This window comes from Gynuella sunshinyii YC6258 (assembly GCF_000940805.1).
Classification (GTDB): Bacteria; Pseudomonadota; Gammaproteobacteria; order Pseudomonadales; family Natronospirillaceae; genus Gynuella; species Gynuella sunshinyii.
This window is the reverse complement of the sequence record NZ_CP007142.1, coordinates 5,745,730-5,766,353: the sequence shown is the minus strand read 5'-3', so window position 1 is coordinate 5,766,353 and position 20,624 is coordinate 5,745,730. Positions and strand designations below refer to the sequence as shown.

The 20,624-nt window shown below is 44.4% G+C and carries 17 protein-coding genes and 1 pseudogene; 9 read left to right on the top strand and 9 right to left on the bottom strand.

All coding sequences use genetic code 11. The annotated features are described in order from the left end of the window. The first annotated feature begins 348 nt into the window (after window positions 1-348). Together YC6258_RS23935 and YC6258_RS23930 are read left to right on the top strand one after the other, a co-directional pair. Window positions 349-1,518, top strand: a complete 1,170-nt coding sequence (locus tag YC6258_RS23935) for a phosphoglycerate dehydrogenase (RefSeq protein WP_044619118.1) — start codon at window positions 349-351, stop codon at window positions 1,516-1,518. A gap of 360 nt (window positions 1,519-1,878) precedes the next feature. After that, the gene (locus YC6258_RS23930; RefSeq protein ID WP_044619117.1) at window positions 1,879-2,580 is read left to right on the top strand and encodes a pirin family protein; all 702 of its coding nucleotides are present in this window, start codon (window positions 1,879-1,881) and stop codon (window positions 2,578-2,580) included. A 52-nt stretch (window positions 2,581-2,632) separates the two neighbouring features. Here YC6258_RS23930 and cysQ read toward each other — a convergent pair whose 3' ends face one another. Together cysQ and YC6258_RS23920 are read right to left on the bottom strand one after the other, a co-directional pair. Beyond that, the gene (cysQ, locus tag YC6258_RS23925; protein WP_044619116.1) at window positions 2,633-3,424 is read right to left on the bottom strand and encodes a 3'(2'),5'-bisphosphate nucleotidase CysQ; all 792 of its coding nucleotides are present in this window, start codon (window positions 3,422-3,424) and stop codon (window positions 2,633-2,635) included. An 18-nt stretch (window positions 3,425-3,442) separates the two neighbouring features. Then, window positions 3,443-5,209 carry an SLC13 family permease gene (locus YC6258_RS23920; protein ID WP_044619115.1) on the bottom strand — a complete coding sequence of 589 codons (1,767 nt, stop codon included), beginning with the start codon at window positions 5,207-5,209 and terminating at the stop codon, window positions 3,443-3,445. Between the two features lie 995 nt (window positions 5,210-6,204). Here YC6258_RS23920 and cysD point away from each other — a divergent pair. From cysD to YC6258_RS29970, 6 genes are all read left to right on the top strand, one after another. Further along, entirely contained in the window at window positions 6,205-7,104 is a 900-nt protein-coding gene (gene cysD / locus YC6258_RS23915; RefSeq protein ID WP_044620383.1) for a sulfate adenylyltransferase subunit CysD, read from the top strand. Beyond that, window positions 7,104-9,005, top strand: a complete 1,902-nt coding sequence (gene cysN, locus YC6258_RS23910; protein WP_044619114.1) for a sulfate adenylyltransferase subunit CysN — start codon at window positions 7,104-7,106, stop codon at window positions 9,003-9,005. Before cysD ends, cysN begins: the two co-directional genes overlap by 1 nt. A 265-nt stretch (window positions 9,006-9,270) precedes the next feature. Then, entirely contained in the window at window positions 9,271-11,058 is a 1,788-nt protein-coding gene (locus tag YC6258_RS23905; RefSeq protein WP_044619113.1) for a hypothetical protein, read from the top strand. Window positions 11,059-11,157: 99 nt separating this feature from the next. Beyond that, complete coding sequence (locus YC6258_RS29980) at window positions 11,158-11,364, top strand: hypothetical protein (RefSeq protein ID WP_044619112.1); 207 nt, start codon at window positions 11,158-11,160, stop codon at window positions 11,362-11,364. After that, a complete protein-coding gene (locus YC6258_RS31450) occupies window positions 11,361-11,501 on the top strand; it encodes a transposase (protein WP_144407826.1) in 141 nt (46 codons plus the stop codon). The genes YC6258_RS29980 and YC6258_RS31450 overlap by 4 nt, the downstream gene beginning before the upstream one ends. Before the next feature lie 20 nt (window positions 11,502-11,521). After that, window positions 11,522-11,695, top strand: coding sequence for a hypothetical protein (locus YC6258_RS29970; RefSeq protein WP_144407733.1), 174 nt, complete (start codon window positions 11,522-11,524; stop codon window positions 11,693-11,695). Here the strand turns inward: YC6258_RS29970 and YC6258_RS31445 are convergent. Next, window positions 11,618-11,794 (bottom strand): hypothetical protein, encoded by a 177-nt coding sequence (locus YC6258_RS31445; protein WP_425402644.1) that lies wholly within the window; start codon window positions 11,792-11,794, stop codon window positions 11,618-11,620. The genes YC6258_RS29970 and YC6258_RS31445 overlap by 78 nt on opposite strands. A 431-nt stretch (window positions 11,795-12,225) precedes the next feature. Here YC6258_RS31445 and YC6258_RS23895 point away from each other — a divergent pair, with 431 nt between their 5' ends. Further along, the gene (locus YC6258_RS23895; protein WP_144407732.1) at window positions 12,226-13,842 is read left to right on the top strand and encodes a S8 family serine peptidase; all 1,617 of its coding nucleotides are present in this window, start codon (window positions 12,226-12,228) and stop codon (window positions 13,840-13,842) included. Between the two features lie 242 nt (window positions 13,843-14,084). Here YC6258_RS23895 and YC6258_RS29145 read toward each other — a convergent pair. The 6 genes and pseudogenes from YC6258_RS29145 to YC6258_RS23870 form a co-directional block, all read right to left on the bottom strand. Next, window positions 14,085-14,384 (bottom strand): annotated as a pseudogene (locus tag YC6258_RS29145) (IS3 family transposase); the annotation flags it as partial. 44 nt (window positions 14,385-14,428) lie between these two features. Further along, on the bottom strand, window positions 14,429-15,439 hold the full coding sequence (locus tag YC6258_RS31080) for a capsular polysaccharide export protein, LipB/KpsS family (protein ID WP_052830542.1): 1,011 nt from the start codon (window positions 15,437-15,439) through the stop codon (window positions 14,429-14,431). A gap of 287 nt (window positions 15,440-15,726) precedes the next feature. After that, window positions 15,727-16,635, bottom strand: coding sequence for a GDP-mannose 4,6-dehydratase (locus YC6258_RS23885; RefSeq protein WP_044619111.1), 909 nt, complete (start codon window positions 16,633-16,635; stop codon window positions 15,727-15,729). Continuing rightward, window positions 16,613-17,647: a GDP-mannose 4,6-dehydratase gene (gmd, locus tag YC6258_RS23880; RefSeq protein WP_044619110.1), complete on the bottom strand. Its 1,035-nt coding sequence runs from the start codon at window positions 17,645-17,647 to the stop codon at window positions 16,613-16,615. The genes YC6258_RS23885 and gmd overlap by 23 nt, the downstream gene beginning before the upstream one ends. Next, the gene (locus tag YC6258_RS27690) at window positions 17,644-19,131 is read right to left on the bottom strand and encodes a glycosyltransferase family 4 protein (RefSeq protein ID WP_052830541.1); all 1,488 of its coding nucleotides are present in this window, start codon (window positions 19,129-19,131) and stop codon (window positions 17,644-17,646) included. Before YC6258_RS27690 ends, gmd begins: the two co-directional genes overlap by 4 nt. Window position 19,132: 1 nt before the next feature. Further along, a complete protein-coding gene (locus tag YC6258_RS23870) occupies window positions 19,133-20,209 on the bottom strand; it encodes a hypothetical protein (protein ID WP_044619109.1) in 1,077 nt (358 codons plus the stop codon). Between the last annotated feature and the right edge of the window lie 415 nt (window positions 20,210-20,624).

The window sequence follows — 20,624 nt, the reverse complement described above, 5'->3', positions numbered from 1 at the left end:
CCTCACCTCGTCGCATTTTGATAAATCGACTTACTTTGGACACCAGTTGCTTAGTAGAATGTTCTGGGTTCAGGCATTTAGTGTGCCAGGATATGGTTAGAACGTTGTACTGTATTTGTCCGGACTTTGTCATTGCTATCGTGACTCTGAATGAATTTTCAGAATACGATGTGTTTATCTCCTTAATTTTTAAAATCAAAAAATTTTAGCAAGATCACTTGCGTCAGATTATGATCGATACAATCAACATGCTTTAACCTTAGCATGTTTTGAGCCAGGCTTAGTGTAAAGATTTCCTGGGTTAAAAAAACAACAACAAACTCTTACTTTTCTATCATAGGAGCCTCGATGTTCTTTATCAAAACATTTAACAAGATTTCAAACAACGGCTTAAATTGTTTTTCCCGAGAAAATTTTGAAATTGCCAGCGAAATTAATCGTGCGGATGCTCTGCTGTTAAGAAGTCATAAACTCGCCGAATCTGACTTGAATGAAGGGCTGAAAGCAATCGCCAGAGCCGGTGCCGGAGTTAATAATATTCCCGTTCAGCGTTGTTCGGAACGGGGTGTTGTAGTGTTTAATACTCCCGGAGCAAATGCTAACGCAGTGAAGGAAATTATCCTTGCAGGGCTGTTGTTGGGAGCACGTGATCTGGTGGGTGGATTGCAGTTTGTAAAAAGCATGAGCGGGCTGAATGAAGCTGAAATGCACACTCAGGCTGAACAAGGCAAGAAACAGTTTTCAGGATGTGAGCTGCATGGAAAAACGCTTGGAGTGGTTGGCTTGGGCGCTATTGGTGCGCAGGTTGCCAATATGGCGCTGGAACTGGGAATGCGGGTGATAGGTTATGACCCTGCACTTTCAGTTGAATCTGCATGGCGATTAAGCAGTCGCGTTGAAAAAGCTGAAAACCTGGCGTCATTGCTGAATAAGTCTGATTTCGTCACTCTGCACGTACCTGCCATTGAGGCTACCAAAGGAATGATCAGCAACGATGCTATAAAGCAATTTCAGGAAGGTGCCATATTACTGAACTTTGCCAGAGAAACGATCGTTGATCTGGCCGCGGTAACGGCAGCGCTGAATACCGGTGCGTTGAAAAAATATATAACCGACTTTCCGGCACCGGAGCTGATTGGCCGTGATGATACTTTGATATTTCCTCATCTTGGTGCCTCGACTCAGGAGGCAGAAGACAATTGTGCTACCATGGCTGCCAATCAGTTGATTGATTTTCTGATGAATGGAAATATTAAAAATTCTGTTAATTTTCCGTCTATCTATCTGGAGCGATCAACTGGTTATCGTCTGACATTCTGTAATGAAAACGTACCCAAAGTGTTGAGTAATGTATTGTCCCTGCTGGCAGACAGAAATATCAACGTCATCGATATGTTGAACAAGAGCCGGGATCAGATTGCTTACAACATTCTGGATATTGAAGAGGCGCCATCAGATGAGTTGCTGGACGAGATAAGACAGGTTCAGCATGTTATTAATGTTCGTTTGATCGAATGAAATCGATTCAGTTCACAGAACAGACTGGTGATCATGATAATGATTTATCAGTCTGTAATGTTTTGTAGTTTGAGAAGACTTTTGGGTAAGAGATTTTTATCTTTTGGTCATCTGGGTTTTGACAGCGATGGCAGCTATTGCTCTTTATTCTGTTTCTTTGATCTTCCCGTTGTTCCTGGAAATATCATGAGTTCTATGGTCCTTCAGCAGGGACGATAGTGACCGTCTGCGGCAGTACAGTAATCAGGGGTTGATGTTCTAAATAATTGAATAACACAACCTAATTTCTTCGATTTTCATGAGTATCTATAGTCACTACAGTTGTCGTCATCTTAACAAATGACAGATTCGGAGGCGGTTATGGATTACATCAGACTTGCCGGTGAGCGTGGTCAGGCGAACTTTGGCTGGCTCGACAGCAAACACAGTTTTTCTTTTGGCAGTTACTACGACCCCAGTCATATGGGGTTTTCGGTCTTGCGGGTAATTAACGACGATACTGTTTCACCCGGAGCCGGTTTTTCGCCCCACGGTCACCAGGATATGGAAATTATTTCCTACATACTGGAAGGTAATATTGAGCATAAAGACAGTACCGGGAATCATTACGTCATTCCGGCGGGTGAAGTGCAAAGAATGAGTGCCGGAACCGGGATCACCCATTCAGAATATAATCCGTCCCAGACGGACTCGCTGAAGTTCCTGCAAATATGGATACTGCCCAACGTGCAGGGTATTTTGCCAAGTTACGAACAGGCCAGTATCCCCCAGGTCAGCAAACTGACAGCCCTGGTGACACCAGATGGGCAGGATGGTTCATTGCATATCCATCAGGATGCCGCGATTTACAGGCTCGTACTTGAACCTGGAGAGGCGTATCAGCTGGAGACCGGGTCTCGTTTTGGATACCTGCATGTGATCAATGGTGCGGCAATCACTGATCGATTGACGGTTAATTCCGGTGATGCATTTGGTTTGAAAAGTGAGCGCCAACAACATTTACGGGCAGGGGAGCAGGGGCTTGAGGCTCTCTGGTTTGATCTGCCGGCGAAAGCTTCCTGATGCCAACGATGAGCGGATGATTTAAATCATCCGCTTCCTGGGCTGAGGTCGGTTATTGACACCAGACAGGGCTGGTGGATGCGCAGACAATAAAAAACGGATTGAGTAATGTGTTTGGTCGGCTGTTATAGATCAGTGGCTTTAATGAATCTGCTTCCAGCACCTGACCTCCTGCTGCCAACACCACGGCATGCGCGGCAGCGGTGTCCCATTCGCTGGTCAACCCCAGGCGTGGGTATAGATCGGCTTTTCCTTCTGCAACCAAGCATAATTTCAGTGAACTGCCCATGGCGACAATATCTGCGTCCGGCAGACGCTGCATGAACGCTTTGAATTCATCAGACTGATGTGAGCGACTGCCCACAACCCGCCAGCCGCTGGCTTGTGCCGGCACCTCGGCCACCTGAATGGTTTGAGCCGGTTGTTGTCCAACCTGCTTGCAGGCCCCTTTGTTCTGTTCGCCCCAGTAGTAAGTATCCAGAGCCGGAGCGTATACCACTCCAAACACTGGCTGGCCATTCTCAATCAGGGCAATATTGACGGTGAACTCGCCATTTTTTTTGATGAATTCTTTCGTGCCATCCAGTGGGTCTATGAGCCAATAACGTGACCAGTTCAGGCGCTCGGACTTAACGGCATCCCCTGATTCTTCCGATAACACCGGGATATCCGGTGTGAGTGTTTTGAGACCATCCACAATCAGGTGATGGGAGGCCAGGTCAGCTTCAGTCAAAGGGCTGCTGTCGGATTTGTCATAAATGGCAAAATCCTTTTCATAGATGTCCATAATCGCGTCACCGGCGGCCTTCGCCAGCTTGAGAATACTGTCAGTCGTAAATTCCATCATACTGTTCCTGATCGTTTAAAAAGCCCAAATCATTGGGATGAGAAATATAGACGTTGTTGCTACCACGATGCTCATGGGCAAACCGATGGCGACAAAGTCCGATGTTTTATAGCCCCCGGGACCCATGACCATCAGATTGGTCTGATAACCCAGGGGAATGACAAAACTGGCTGAGGCTGCAAACATGACTGCGATGACAAATGGCATATAACTGACTTGCAATTGTTCGGCCAGCGAGACCGCAATCGGAAACATCAGAATGGCGGCAGCATTATTGGTAATAATCTCCGTAAAAACCGCCGTGAGCAAATACACCATGGCCAGTACCACCCAGGGCGGGATGGAGTCATTGATGAGCAGCCAGCTGGCGATAGTGGCCGCTACACCGGTTTTGGTCATGGCGGCTCCGAGGGAAAAGGAAGCAGCAATCACGGTAATGACTGTCAGGTCAATATTCCTGCGCGCCTTGGTAATGGAAATGCAGTGGGTTGCCAGCATCAGTCCGGCGGCAATGAAGGCTGATTGCAGGATGCTGAGCAGGCCACTGGCACTGGCAATGACCATGGCCAGTAGTATGTACAAAGCAATAGGGGCTTTATGGAATGAAGGTGGTGTGGAATCGTTGATGGCACTGACCAGTAGAAAGTCACGGCGGGACCGGTATTGGCCGACAAAATCCTGGCTGGTTTCCAGCAGCAGGGTGTCGCCGACCTGCAGTCGGATATCCCCGATCTTGCCTTCAATGCGATTACCGTTGCGGGAGACTGACAAAATGGCCGCCTGAAAGCGGGTCCGGAATCTGGATTCTTTAATGGTCTGGTCCAGGCCGAAAAACTCAGGACCGATAACGGCCTCCACCAACACCCGCTCATGATTGGCCAGTTTCAGCTTGTCAACATCGCCGTTAGCCGGCTTTAGGCCATGAATGCTTCTGAGTTCACGCGCGCATTCCGGAGCTCCTACAAATACCAGTTCATCGCCCGCCAGCAGTTGAGTATCAGGAGAGACTGCGGGTAGCAGACGTTCGTGGCGATGAATTTCCACCAGATAGCCATAACTCAGGCTCCGTAAACCGGCCTCCTCAATAGTTTTGCCACAGAGCGGTCCGTTTTCGTCAATGTGAACATCCACGCTGTACTCGCGGACATTGCCAAGCCGGTCAATGCCTCCATCCCGGTCTGGCAGTAACCGATCAGCAAAGAAAAACAGAAACGTGCCACCAATTAGCAAGAGCGGAATACCCAGCCAGGCCAGGGAGAACATGGTTAGCCGGGTATCCAGAGCGGACTGTAGCAGTCCATCGATGACAAGGTTGGTGCTGGTACCGATCAGGGTACAAGTGCCTCCTAGAATGGCGGCGTAGCTAAGGGGGATCAGCAGTTTTGAAGTCGGAATGCTGGATCGCCTGGACCATTCCTGAATAGACGGGATAAACATGGCCACCACGGCGGTGTTATTCATGAAGGCGCTCATCATGGCGGTTGGGGCAATGACCTTCATGATGCCATGGCGAACGTTTTTGGGTTGTCCCAATAGTCGCCCGGCAATCCATTGAATGGCACCCGTCTCTTTCAGGCCGGCGGCGACAATGTACAGTGTGGCGATGGTCATGACGCCGGGGTTGGAAAACCCGGCCAATCCTTCCGCGGGCGTCAAAACACCAGTGATGACCAGTGTTGCCATGGCTGCCATCAAAATGACGTCGGTTGCCAGGCGACTACTGACCAGTGCGACCAGTACGCCGACAACCACGGTTAAGGTCAGATAAGCTTCATACCCCATGATTTTATCTCATATAAAAAGGTCTTTGCCGCTGAAGCAATGACAGACTGCCTGTGATAAATCACTGCGAATACATTCGGGACAAAAAATGTTTAATAAAAAGTGATTGCGATAGTAAAGAGTTGTCCCTAACATCTCAACGGTCAATTTAGAGTGGATAGTCGATGGACGTGCAGGAGGGGGGGCTAAAACAGCAGGAACATCTGCGGAAGCAGGCTGTGATGCTGAGGTTGCAGAAGAAAAGTCTCAATGACATTCAGCAACAGACCGGCCTGAGTCATCCAACGATCATTGCCGCTTATAAGAAGTTTCTGACCGGTGGTTGGCAGGCACTTCAGATGCGCCCCAGGGGACGACCTTCTGGTACCAAGGGGTTGAAGAAACATCATTTGGCAGGGGTGATCAAGGAGCTTATTCATATTTCATCACCACTTAATGGGTTGTGGAGTATCGAAGCGGTTCAGCACTGGCTGGAAGATAACTATCAGGAATTGGTATCGGCCAAAACTATTGGGCGTTATTTGAAAGAATGTGGATTGATTCCTCCAGATGAGACATTCGATGTCAGTCGTAAAGCTGCACGGCAATGGTGCGAAGAACGAGGTCGTCATGCTGAAAAACGTCAAAAACCGGCGGTTTTCATCTGTGGAGTCAGGAACTTCAGCTTTAACCATGGAGTTTCGACAGGCTACCAAGTGTATCTGAGGGATCTCAAAAATCGGGTGCAATGGTTGCATTCTGATACTCCGTTGGGTGAAACATCCATCATCAAAGCTGCATCTGCAGTTCTGGATGACTGTCCTGAGGGAATGATGCTGATCGTTAAAAGCCCGTTCTTGCAGCGATATCAGAAACTGGGCGCGTGGGTAAGCCAGCAGCAAAATGTCTGTTTGATTCCCCACGGAGAATTGAACTTGCAGGCTGGTGGTATCGATCGTAAAACGCCGCCGGCAACAACTCACAAAATTAATAATTGTCAATCCAAGGGGACGGATATGCCTTTAACACACCTCCAACGTCTGGAAGCGGAAAGTATCCAGATCATGCGGGAAGTCGTGGCCGAGACTGAAAACCCGGTCATGCTCTACTCCATCGGTAAGGACAGTGCGGTCATGTTGCACATTGCCATGAAAGCATTTTATCCCTCCATTCCGCCGTTTCCGCTGTTGCATGTGGATACCCGCTGGAAGTTTCGGGAAATGTATGAATTCCGGGACAAAATGGTTCAGGATCTGGGACTGGAGTTACTCACCTACATTAACCCTGAAGGTATTGAAAAAGACATAAATCCGTTCACTCATGGTTCGGCCATTCATACGGATATTATGAAAACCGAAGCTCTCAAACAGGCCCTGAACAAATATGGCTTTGATGCGGCGTTTGGCGGGGCGCGTCGGGATGAAGAAAAATCCCGTGCCAAGGAGCGTATTTTTTCGTTCCGGACTGCTGATCACCGCTGGGATCCGAAAAACCAGCGTCCGGAAATCTGGAAGCAGTACAACGCCCGTAAACACAAAGGCGAATCCATCCGGGTATTTCCGTTATCGAACTGGACGGAACTGGATATCTGGCAATATATCTATCTTGAAAATGTCCCGATTGTGCCGCTGTATTATTCTGCCGAGCGCCCGGTTGTGGAGCGTGACGGTGTGTTGATCATGGTGGATGATGAACGGATGCCGCTGCGTGACGGCGAAGTGCCGATGATGAAAAAAGTCCGGTTTCGTACGTTGGGATGTTACCCCCTGACGGGTGCCGTGGAATCAGAAGCGGATACCTTACCGGCCATTATTCAGGAAATGCTGTTAACCAAAACGTCTGAACGCCAGGGACGGGTAATTGATCATGACTCGGCCGCATCGATGGAAAAGAAAAAGCAGGAGGGGTATTTCTAATGGCACATGTATCTGATCTGATCGCAACGGATATTGCCCAATATCTTAAAAATCACGAGCATAAAAGCCTGCTACGGTTTATTACCTGTGGCAGTGTGGACGACGGTAAAAGTACTCTTATTGGCCGTCTGCTCTTTGAATCCAAAATGTTGTTTGAAGACCAGTTGGCGGCAGTTGAGTCCGATTCAAAAAAATTCGGTACTCAGGGAGACAGTATCGATTTTGCCCTGCTCGTCGATGGTCTTGCGGCCGAGCGGGAGCAGGGTATTACCATTGATGTAGCGTATCGGTTTTTCTCGACTGACAAGCGCAAGTTCATTGTTGCCGATACGCCGGGACATGAACAATATACCCGAAATATGGTCACCGGTGCCTCTACTGCAGATGTGGCCATTCTGATGGTTGATGCCCGTAAAGGCATTCTGACCCAGACCCGTCGACACAGTTATCTGACTCACCTGATTGGCATTCGTCATATTGTCGTGGCAATTAACAAAATGGATCTGGTGGATTATTCCGAAAAAGTTTATGACCAGATTGTCGACGATTACCGCGATTTTGCCAGACAGTTGGGTATCGAAAATGTCACATTTATCCCGATGTCGGCATTCAAGGGCGATAATATTATTGAACCCAGTATCAACATGCCCTGGTATCACGGCACCACTTTGATGGGATACCTGGAAACCGTTGAGATCGATGAAGAGCGCCTGAAACACAAGCCGTTTCGCATGCCAGTACAGTGGGTGAACCGCCCCAATCTGGATTTTCGCGGTTTTTCCGGCCAGATCGGAGGTGGGACCATTCATCCGGGCGATAAAATCCGGGTTTTGCCATCCGGCAAAGAAAGCACCGTTGCCCGAATTGTGACCCGTGATGGCGACCTTGAAAGCGCCCAGGCCGGACAATCCATCACCCTGACCCTGACCGACGAAATCGATATTTCCCGTGGGGATCTTATGGTGGCCGCACAAGAACCGGCAGCGGTTGCCAAACAGTTTGAAACGACCGTTATTTGGATGCACGAAGAACCCATGCTACCGGGGCGAACCTATTTAATGAAAATAGGCACCAAAACCGTATCTGCGTCGCTGACGGATATTAAATATCAGGTCAATGTGAACACCATGGAGCACATGGCCGCGAAGAAACTGGAGCTTAACGGGATCGGTGTTTGTACCATCAGCCTGGATCAGGCCATCGCGTTTGACCCGTACTCCGAGAATCAGGATACCGGTGGTTTTATTCTGATTGATCGCATTTCCAACAATACCATGGGCGCCGGTCTGGTGAATTTTGCGCTGCGCCGCAGCCAGAACATTACCATGCAGCACGTGGACGTCAACAAGGAAGGACGCTCGCAGCTCAAGCATCAAAAACCCTGCATTCTGTGGCTGACCGGATTATCCGGGGCGGGCAAATCCACGGTTGCCAATCTGGTGGAGAAAAAACTGTTCACCATGGGGCACCATACCTACCTGTTGGATGGCGATAATGTGCGTCATGGATTGAACAAAGACCTTGGTTTTACCGATGGTGATCGGGTTGAAAATATCCGTCGTATTGCCGAAGTGGCAAAACTCATGGTGGATGCCGGACTGATCGTGATTACTGCATTCATTTCGCCATTCCGCTCTGAACGTCGTATGGCCAGAGAAATGGTGGGAGATGGGGAGTTTGTTGAGATCTTTATCGATACTCCGCTCAGTATCGCTGAACAGCGGGATGTTAAAGGACTCTACAAAAAAGCACGTCGCGGTGAACTGAAGAACTTCACCGGTATCGACTCACCGTATGAGCCACCGGAAACGCCTGAGTGTCGCCTCGACACGACCGCTGCAACTCCAGAAGAAAGTGCCGATATGGTGATTGAGTATCTGCGTGAGCGTGGGTATATCTGACGTAAGTCATGTATCAGGCCATAAATGGCCTGACCTTTTCCGCCTGAAAGGATATGTAATTCACTTGTTGCGATGTTAAGGTTAGTTGCCAAGAAGTAACTGGTTTATATGCACCAATATACTTTGATATGGCAATTTGGGTTCTAAAAGTTACCTATCTGCAGAATAACCTTATAGTATTTGCTTCTAATATCACCAATCGGAGATATTGCTGGTCATCCGTCTACATTAATCAAAGGAACAAAGGAAAATTAAGGAGTATCGTATGAAGTTCTTTATTGCTTTTCTAATTTTAATCTCGTCAGGGCCTGCACTCGCTGAAATAGCCGGTGCTATTGATACCGTTAAGCTCATCAACAATAACAGTCAAGTGTTCATCCATGGCTGGGCTTGTCAAAAGGGCAGAACGGACAGTATAGATGTGCATTTGTATAGTGGTGCACCGGCAGGTTCTTCTGATGCGACAATTATCCGTGGAGCTAAAGCAAATATTAAGGCTGCAGATGCCGGAGATATAAATAAAGTTTGTAAGGCTTATAGTGAATACCGCAGATTTTCATTGGTCTTGACTGAGTCTCAGTGGCGTGAGCATGGTGGTCGTAAACTATATGTTCATGGGATTGACTCCAATGGGCCGAATACAACAATTACTAATTCCGGTAGTTTTACAATTCCAGAAAGAAAGGTGATTGGTCATATTGATCCGGTGCATTTTGATACCAACCATAATAATTTCATTGTTTCAGGGTGGGCTTGCCTGACTTACTCAAGTGAGCAGCCGATGGTGGAGCTTGGTATCGGAAGTAAAACGATTCGATCAGTGGTTGCATCGCGTAACAGTGAAGATGCTGTGGCCAGGGCTTGTAATACACCAAGTGGAAGTGCCCATCGTTTTTCTTTTGAATTGCCACGGTATTACATGCATGATTATCAGTATCAGAATATTGAAGTGCGAGGCAGTCTTTCTGGCGCGAGGGCAACTTTGAATAACTCATATCGCTGGCAGGTTCCTTTTATGGGAGATATCCCCCCATTGAGCGATCCCGAAAGCTCATATGATAGTTTACCTGCCGGGTGCCCAGTGGGAGAAAACGTTACCAGTCTCTCTACTGATAAATTGTATTGCAGAATGAGTAGTGGCCAGAGTATTAATACTCAAGTGAAGCTTTCAGGGCGGTTATTCTCTAATCTCGTTTTGGATTGCAATAATGGAACCCTGACAAAACAATTGGTAATAGAGTCATACAAGCAGTCGGAAAATGTATATTCTGTGCCAGAAAATATTGTAATTAAAAATTGTACTATACCGAGCATTAGAATTATTGGTATGGGTAAGAATGGACAATCAAAGGATGTCGTTGAAAGCTCCAGGTTGGGAGTTGAGCATGTTAAAAGAGTAAGGGATAGCGCGCCTCATGGTATTGTATTTGACAATATAACTATTGCGGCCAATGAGGAAACCCCCTTTTATATTGGCCCTGGTGTACACTATGTCACCATGCAAAACAGTCATTTTACTGGGAAATCTAAAAATGTTGTTCTTTATTTAGATGTGGATTCGTATCGAAACTCATTTCTCAATAATATATTTGAGACTGATACTACAAACATCGTTGAAATCGCTAACACAGTAAAGGTTTATGATAAATCCAGAGAGCTTGTGGCGATAGATGGTTCTTCATTTAATATTTTTAGAGGTAATTATTTTGCCTATCTGGAGGCGGGGGGAATTTATCTTTATCGTAATTGTGGTGAGGGTGGAGCGGTAAGATATTCCTCTCCAAGTTTTAATCTGATTGAAAACAATCGCTTTTACTATAATCATTATGATGGAGATAAGCCGGGGATATTCATAGGTTCAAGGCAAGGGCCTACTCTGCTAGTGTTGGATTGTAGTGCAGATAATGTTGGGAATCCACCTCTGGCCGGTAGTGTGACCAGCAATCGTGACCAGGCAATGTATAACGTCGTCAGGAACAATAAATTTAAGAAAGAAGTCAGAATTATCAATAATGATAATAATAACCAGACTTATGGGAATACTCTGTATTAACCGATAACCTCGGATTTCCTAAGCTGAAAAGTTGCAATAGCGACTGTAGATAAAACTGTGTAACTGCTTATCATCTCCCAATCATCAAGATAAGCAGTTATGAACAAAAAAGAACTCGAAGCCTTAGAACACGAAGCAGCCAAATCAATCAAGACGGAAGCCGACCTCGACGACTTCCAAAAAATGCCTACCAAAGTTACCCTGGAGACCACTTTTAACGCTGAGATGGATGATCATCTTGGCTATGAAAGCACCAGTCCAATGACAATCCCAACAGCCGTAATGGCCGATCCAATAAGACCCTGATCACAGATAACGATCAGATCGAAATTGAAACACCATTGGATCGTAATGGTTCCTTTATGCCCAAACTTGTGAAGAAGCAGCAAGCCCGCTTTGCTTCTATGGATGATAAGATTCTTAGCCTGTATGCCAAAGTCTGAGCACTTGCGATATCGTCGCAATGTTCAAGGAAATGCACGATGCAGATGTTTCTGTCAGTCTGATTTCCAAAGTGAAAGATGCCGTGATTGATCAGGTGATCGAGTGGCAATCCCTGCTATTGGAGATGCCTTGGATGCGAATACCATTGGGTGAGATGAGCATGGGGGGGAGTTCTCGAATGTCCCTCGGATGAATAATGAACCGGCAGTAATTGTTGAGTATGGGTTGGATATGAACCATCCATCTTAGGTTGCAGTTTTTGCCGCCAGTAAATGAACTGGTGATAAGACAGTTGCTGAGGCTGACAGAAGACGTTTCGGGATGGGCTGGATTGTTGCCACTGATCGTGGCGGTTGGTTTAGGTTTTAAGGCTGTGTAGTACTCACGGTGATCTCCTGAATTGAGGGTGTTCAGGAATCGGTATTATGGGTAGGCAATTTGGTTTGGAAATAGGTTAATTCTTTGGCGCATACTCATATTTAAGTGGTTTTTATCCTTTTTTTTGTCAATATGGTATTTTATTTTTTGCTGGAACTGTCACAAAAATTGAGGAAGAACTTTTTCTTAGTTTTCTTTTGAAAGAAATCAAGTAGCTTTTTAACTGTTGGTTGAGCTTAATTGTTGCGCTGCATCATTATGGCATCAGTGCTCTGATGTATAGGATTTGCCAAAGGAAACTAGTCAATAACACTCACAAGAAATCAAAAATAAGGAGATTGAATTGTGAAGTATCTAAGAACATTGTCGAAATCATTTTGTGTTGCTTTTATTTCTTCAGTTGCCGCTGTGAATGCAGCTCATGCAGTTGGTCTTTTGAAAGTTAAGAGTCCGGTTAAAGATCGCTATATTGTTGTTATGAATAAAGATGCAGCAAACACCATGGGGATTAGCAGCCGAGCAGATTTCGCTATATCTGCTCGTGACTTTTCCGCTAAATATGGAGCCCAGGTAGCGACAACATATACTCATGCTTTGGCTGGTTTTGTTATCGAAGCATCTGAATCGCAAGCGTTAGCAATATCGCAAGACTCAAATATTGAGTATGTAATAGAAGACAGTATTGTTTCAGTGTCTGCTTCGCAAAACGCTTCGTCTTGGGGACTTGATCGTATTGATCAACGTGGTACTGAATTAGATGAAATTTATAACTATGATTTTGATGGAAAAGGCGTAAACGCGTACATCATTGATACAGGCATTCGTGCTAGTCACAATGATTTTGAAGGGAGGGTGTCGTTGGACTACTCTGTTGTAAATGATGGTCGAGGGGCAGATGATTGTAATGGTCACGGTACACATGTTGCTGGTACTGTTGGAGGTAAATATTGGGGGGTTGCGAAAGCTGTTGATTTGCATTCCGTAAGAGTTTTTGGTTGCAATGGCAAAGGCTATACTTCTGATGTTATTGCTGGTGTAGACTGGGTGACGTCTCATGCCTCTTTGCCTGCTGTAGCGAATATGAGTTTGGGAGGAGAGTCTAACCGGGCATTAGATGACGCCGTAAATAATTCTATTAATTCGGGTGTGGTATATGTGGTTGCTGCTGGAAATGACAATATAGATGCATGTAAAGAATCTCCTGCTCGTTTGTCAGCGGCAATTACTGTAGGCGCTGTTGATTTTGACGGCAAAAGAGCCTCATTTTCGAATTATGGACGTTGTGTTGATTTATTTGCACCAGGGGAGGACATTCCTTCTGCTTATTTTAGAGGTGATTCGTCTATAGAAGTGCTTTCAGGTACATCTATGGCTGCGCCTCATGTCTCCGGTATTGTTGCGCTTTATTTGCAAAATCATCAAAAGGCTTCACCCGTTGCAGTATCTAATGCGCTTCAAGCCGTTACTACATATGGTGTGATTGGTAATAAAGGAAGTGAGTCTCCAAACCTGTTGGCTTATTCACGTTATACAGCTACTAATAGAAGTGCATTGTTTAGGTACTACAACGGTAGTGTTAAAGACCATTTCTATACTCGAAGCTGGAGTGAACTTCAGGGTGGAACTCCAAGTGGTTGGAAGCTCGAATCTGTCGAAGGGTATATAAACGGAACTCAATTAAGTGGCACTAAACCTCTGTATCGTTATTACAATACGAAATCCGGTGATCATTTCTATACAGTTAATTGGAGTGAGTTAGGGGGAGGCTCTGGTAATTATAAATATGAGGGAATTACTGGATACGTTCCTGGAGCTGCAAGTGCTGAAACAAAAAGCTTATATCGTTATTTCAATACAAGTAGTGGCGATCATTTTTATACTACCAATTGGAATGAATTAGGTGGTGGTACTGGGTCGTGGCGATATGAAGGTGTTGCTTGTCAAGTATATAAATCACTTTAGAACTTGCGTTAAGGTCTAAATGATGTCTGGCGGTCAGCGGGTGATTGTTGACCGCTTTTTATGAGTACTGATTGAAGGTCGGAAAAGGGTTTGTTTGTAAAGTAGTAATCTAAAAATGTTGTTCTTTATTTAGATGTGGATTCGTATCGAAACTCATTTCTCAATAATATATTTGAGACTGATACTACGAACATCGTTGAAATTGCTAACACGGTAAAGGTTTATGGCAAGCCCCTAGTTTCTTAGACGCTCATTAGCTTCTCAAAGTACTGTTTTTCGTATTCGACAGGAGACAGTCCATCATTGTTTCCATGTCGTCGAACTGGGTTGTAAAACAGTTCAATGTAGTTAAATACTTCTGCTCGACCTTCGTTTCGAGTCTTATAAATTTTCTTTTTTATCCGCTCCGTTTTTAGATTCGAGAAAAAGCTTTCTGCAACTGCATTATCGTGACAGTTGCCTCGCCGACTCATACTCGCTTCGAGATTGTGGTCTTTCAGGAACGTGCGCCAATCACTACATGTGTATTGAACGCCTTGATCTCGGATTTTCTGAGCAGAAAAGTGGCAATACCGTGTGGGGATTGTCACTTTCCCAGTATGATTCTTAGTTTTCTAAATTGCTTTCTAAGATATCCCACATTCCTGAGAGTATGTAGCTTTCCTCTACGTTCAAGATCGTCTCTGACTTTAACAATGTATTCAATTGTTTTTCTACAAGTTGTATGACACTTGTTGATGGGATCCCAATAAATGGGATAACGCAATAATGTGCCTGCGACTAGTTCGTTAATCGTCAGTTCACGAGTTCGGCGTTTGAAAGCTTCACCATCTACTTCCATATCTTTGGTTAAGCCCCAGCCGGCGTAGAAAGGTTGCCCAAAGGTAACAACTTCCTTTCCTCTTAATAAAGCATCAAATCCGGACAAAGATGTCATTGTATAAACCGCATCGCAGTGCTCAATACAACTAATGATAGACGCATTAGTTTCAATGGCATCGACAAAAGGTTCGACCCTATCAAGGGTCAGTCTGCCTGCTCTATTACCACTTGTAACCTCAGGGTGAGGTTTATAAATAATGAATGCATTTGGCACCGTTTGCCGGGTAGTACGAATCAGTTCGAGGTTTGTAGTGATGCTGGTACAACCATAACGAATAGATGCGTCGTCTTCTACCTGACCTGGTATGAGAATAGTGGTTCGCCCATTACTCTTGTTGCTCCAGCTTGGTTGATCTCTTGGCTCAAGATTATATTTGGTAATACCGTTCGCTTCGATAAGCTGCCTAACTATTCTTGCTTCGTCCAGCTCATCAGGAGTGAACACCGCATTACACAGTATATGTTCTAAGTCCGAAGGTGTTCTGGGATCAAAATAAATGCCGCTTCCATCTAATACCAAAGATCGTGGAGGAACGAAGTTTGAACCTAAACCAACGGAGCGGATGAAGCCGTCTTCGAGGTGGATCAGATTTAGAGATGCGAGAGATGTTTCAGAAACTCCCCAGACGACATGTTGTTTGAGTATGTTGCTGGTAATTGGCTTTAAAAGCCTAGACTTCCAGTATCGGAGTTTTACTGAACGAGACAAAGCCATAGTCAGGGTGTTGGTTTGATAAAGTTCATGTGATAATTCTCAGTGAAGTGCTGCCCTGTAACGTTTTGAAATCAGAAGAACTGAAAGCATACGATTGTTTCTGTCTTGCTAAGTTATCACGTTATATGAACACTCCATAGATCTATCGGGAAATTATATTCCAGTTCAATAAACCATATAGCTCTCTAAACATCGAATAGTTCATTACGTTTAATGACGAATTGTTTGGGGGAGAGTATTCGGTTCAAAGGCCACAATCGAGCGTCGATTCCCCGCATAAAATTAGACTAATCATTGTAATTCTCCAGCATATTTTTTAATGTCTCATCAATAGAATAAGCTCTGATATCTCCAACCAACGAATGTAACCGTTGTGTCGAACCAGATAATCGTTCGATCTCATTGGCACGCACAAATAATGGATTGACGGCCACCTCGATTTTATGCCCCGTCAATCGTTTCATGAATTCAATAACCTCCAAAAGAGAGGTCAAATTTCCTGAGCACACATTGACGATATCGGATGAGATGCCGGACTTCAATAGCCGTTCATAGACATCTACAACCATCCGGATGTCGTTGAATTCCCGATAGATATGAAGGTTGCCAAGCTCTATCACCGGTTTCTTTTCAACAAAGTGTTGCACGATTTTCGGGATGAGGAAATGTGCTGGCTGGCCGGGGCCAGTATAGTTAAACGGCCTGGTGATAATGATATCAAGCTGCTCGAAAAACGTCCGTGCCAACAGCTCAGTACCCAACTTGCTTATTCCATAGTGGTTGACTGGAACGGAGCGCATATTTTCATCAAGTACCGAAGCATTCTGATTGCCGTATACTGCTGCACTGCTGGCAATCACAACTTTTTGAGGCTTATGCTTCAAAGCCGCCAGGGCTTTTAACAGGTTTTCCGTTCCAAGGATATTGACCTTGTAAAACAGCTCAGAGTTGTTTTCGCCTACGAAAGAGATTGCTGCAAGATGGATGACATAGCTCGGAAGCAGCCGTTGAACGACAGCGTTTACTTCATCTTCATCCAGAAGATCACACTGGATCAAGTGCGCGTCATTCGTAGTGGAAAAGCATGTTCCGTAGACGTCATACCCCAGCGCTTCCAGGTGGCGGCGTAAGTGCCGTCCGGTAAAGCCTTTTGCCCCAGTAATCAGAATACTTTTAGAAGGAGAAACCGATTTCATTACGCCGCATGTCCTCTCTGACCATCATAACACATAGCTCTTCAAGCGTAGTCTTTGCTTCCCAGCCCAATACATCTTTAGCTTTTGTAGGATTGCCAATGAGCAAATCGACCTCTGCAGGACGGTAGAGCTGTGAATTCACCCGGACGAGCACGTTTCCTGACGCCACATCGATTGCGACCTCATTTTCATTTTTGCCCTTAAACCGGAGGTCAATACCAGCAGCTTTAAACGCCATCGTGACGAAATCCCGTACGGTTTCCGTGCGATTGGTTGCGAGCACAAATGTATCAGGTTTGTCCGCTTGTAACATGCGCCACATCCCTTCGACATACTCCTTGGCGAATCCCCAGTCACGCTTCGCATCCATATTTCCCAGTTCAAGTACATCAAGCTTGCCCAGTGCTATTTTTGCGACTGCATCAGTGATCTTCCGCGTGACGAACTCCCTGCCGCGCAACGGCGATTCGTGATTGAACAAAATACCGCTCGAACCGAAAATGCCGTAGGACTCCCGGTAATTGATGGTCATCCAGTGCGCATACAGCTTTGCGACGCCATAGGGGCTTCGAGGGTAAAAAGGAGTCGCCTCGGTTTGTGGGATCTCCTGGACCTCACCAAACATCTCTGAAGTTGATGCCTGATAAAAGCGGATCTTTGGATCGACGATGCGGATCGCTTCGAGTAAATGCACTACTCCCAGAGCGGTGATGTGTGCCGTCGTCAGCGGCTGTTCAAATGAAACACCGACAAAACTCTGTGCCGCAAGATTGTAGATCTCCTGGGGACGAATTTCCTGAACCATGCGAATGCTACTGGCCTGATCCGTTAGATCAAACTCGACTAGATGCAGATTGGGGTGGCGCTCGATCCCAAGCTCTTCGATTCTCCAGAAGTTGACAGCGCTAGTTCTACGATAGGTCCCATAAACCTCATATTCATTTTCAAGCAGAAATTCTGCTAAGTAGGCTCCATCTTGTCCGGTCACACCTGTAATAATTGCTTTTTTCATTTATTCATTCCGCGTTTTAATATTATTTCAAATTTATCAAAATAACTTGTCCAATCAGGATATTTATATTGTTCTAATCTCTTTACTTGTGCTTCACGAAGTAATGAGCTTGTTTGCGAATAATCCAAAATCGTCTTTTTCCACTTTGCCGAGTCCATTACATCTACATATTCAGGAACCATTTGACCCGCTTCGTAAAAAACCCCAATGTTGTTACATATTACAGGTTTCTGTAATGCCAAAGATTCAACCAAAGGCATGCCCCAACCTTCAGTATAACTTGGAAATAACAGAGCTTTTGCACCTCTATAAACATCGATTAATTCATCGTCATCTAAACCAGAAATTTCAATAACATGATTCTGAATTTTTGTGCATCTATCTAACATGGCGGTAACACTTTGATTTTCCCATCCTCGTTTACCAATAATAATTAGTTTCGGAATTAACTCTTCTTTTTCTTCTACCATTTGTCTCCAAAGATTCAATAAAAGTAGATGGTTTTTTCGTGGTTCAATCGTACTGACATAAACAAAATATGGTGAATAAACATCAAATTTATTTCGAGTATCTACAGGTTTGGCAAGCATGTGCTCTTCAACGCCAATGTACAGTACATGTATAGGTGGGATATTTAGATTATAATTTCCAGCAAACTGAATTATTTCTTTTTTTGAAGCTTCTGAAATAGTAATGATTTCACTTTCAGCAAAACTTAAAACACTTTTCAATCTATTAGAATGTTTGTCTGCATCGCCATCACGCACATATTCAGGAAAAGTAATGGGAATCAAATCATAAATACAAAATACTAATTTTCCAACTCCGGCACATACTAAGTCCGCATAACCATTGATGTTATCGATACCATGATGTGACATATTAAAGTACCTAATATCTCTATTTCTATGTCGTTTGATTATGTTCATTAATGAATCGTCAATGGCAGAGTTTTGTGCGGGAGTCTTATGCGCTTTAAATTTTGAACTCCTAAGTTCTTTATAAAGATAGTATATATTTCCTGCCAAAAAAAGTATTGGTCTCTTTAGTACTTTCGGTAACTTGTTAATCCATTTAACCCGACCACCCAGCGCATTTTTGGGTTTGGCATTCAAAAATTTTTCCATTAGCGCTTTATACGAAGTTGCACCGTTATATTCACTATTGAGAATGTCTTTATTAGTTTGTTGCAGTTTTTTTCTCACATAGGAGAAAAAAATCCCTATACCCTGATTCATGGCTTGATCAAGAATCGTGGAATCACTTTTTTTAAACCATCTCATTTCAAATGTTTTGATCAAAAGTGAGAATGTTTTATTATCGATTACGAAGAATCTACCACCTTCTTGCAGAATATAGTGCGTTTCATACTCTTGGTGATCCAAAAAAAACTTGGCATACCTAAAATCAACTCTATCAATACCCGTAGGTGTAGGTGCTCTTCTTCTTGAAACAAGACGCGTCACATCATAAATTATCAGCACGTTAAACACCCCATTTAACATTCAGCGAAGTTTTGAGGATATTTTCGAATTCATATGGCAAACGTACTTCTGGCTTACCTCTACTGTGTAGAACGTATGACCAAAAAGATTCTGAAAATACATCGTGGGTAATCAACCTATAGAACTTTTCTGGCGTACTCTTTGCGGCATCACCCTGTAAATCAAACGGGCTGTCTTTACCGATTAAACGACGCGTTGGTTTTCCAAATATTTTTGCTTCTTCTAATATACCCGAAGAAAATGCAGCACATAACTCTATTTCATCCCTAGACAAGAGCATATAGGCATTCGTTTCCAGCCATTCACATTTTGGGATAGTTGAAATCAATTGTTTCAGGACTGCATTTCTTTTTGCGTGCGGATGCGATTTGAAATAAACCCAGTCGAATTCTTGAGTCAGTTCTCTTAAACAATTTTCAATATCTTGCAAATCAACGAATCTCCCACCATAAATTAAAGACGAATCAATCTCAGTTTGTCCAAAGAATACGGCACTATTAGGCTTTAATGGCGTTCGATAAACTCTCCGGGCTTTTGCTTTGTATAGCTTTGTCGCATTTTTGAGAATGTGTGGAGGAATAATATATGAATCAATTCGAGTCCTAAATTCTTCGACATTCGTTCGTACTCCCAAATAATAATCGTTTAAGTAGCGAACAGGATGAATTGAAAAATCGATATATGGGACATTACGGTCTATAAAATATTTAATCAAATAATCTGGTGCCTCAATCGTAAACACCAAAGCATCTTCAAACAATCCATCCAAATGATGTTCCAGAACTTCATATTTGTATTCACCTTCGTAAATTTTGGCCCAACTGTCTGCATTAATTAGCAGCTCAAGATCTCGGTAAACATTCAAACGTGAAAATAAGTCACTTTGACTTCCACCAATTAATTTTGATACTTTTTTGCCAGTTACGGTATGTAACGCCCCACCAAGCAATTCACACAGCCAATCGATGTTAAGTTTTTGTGGATTTTCGAGTTTCATGACCGTTGTATTATCAACCCTTAATAAATCTGATGTGATAATGATTTTCGAGTACCCCATAGTTAGCTCCATTTTATGTAATATTGTTTCGCGAATTCAAACCCACAGTGCAACTCAATAGTCGGAACCGAGAGTGAGTTAGGGTAACCTCTCCGTTTTTGTTCCGTCCAAAATAAGAAGCATAAAAAGAAGTTACACCCAGCTCATAGAAATAGAACGTTATCAGACTTGGATCGGTCTTTCTCTGGGCAGTTCCCAGAAGCAAATAGCCAAGTGTCTAAAGATCCATAAAGCCACCATTAGTTGCGAAATCAAGCGGAATAGCGGCCTACGGGGTTATCACCCAACACGAGAAGACCTGACCAATTGGCCTGATGTGGTCAAACACTGGGTGTAACGCGACAGGGCTATTACGTCTACATGCGTCGATAAGGCAACAGCTACCTGATCTTGATTGGACGAGATATGACTATTA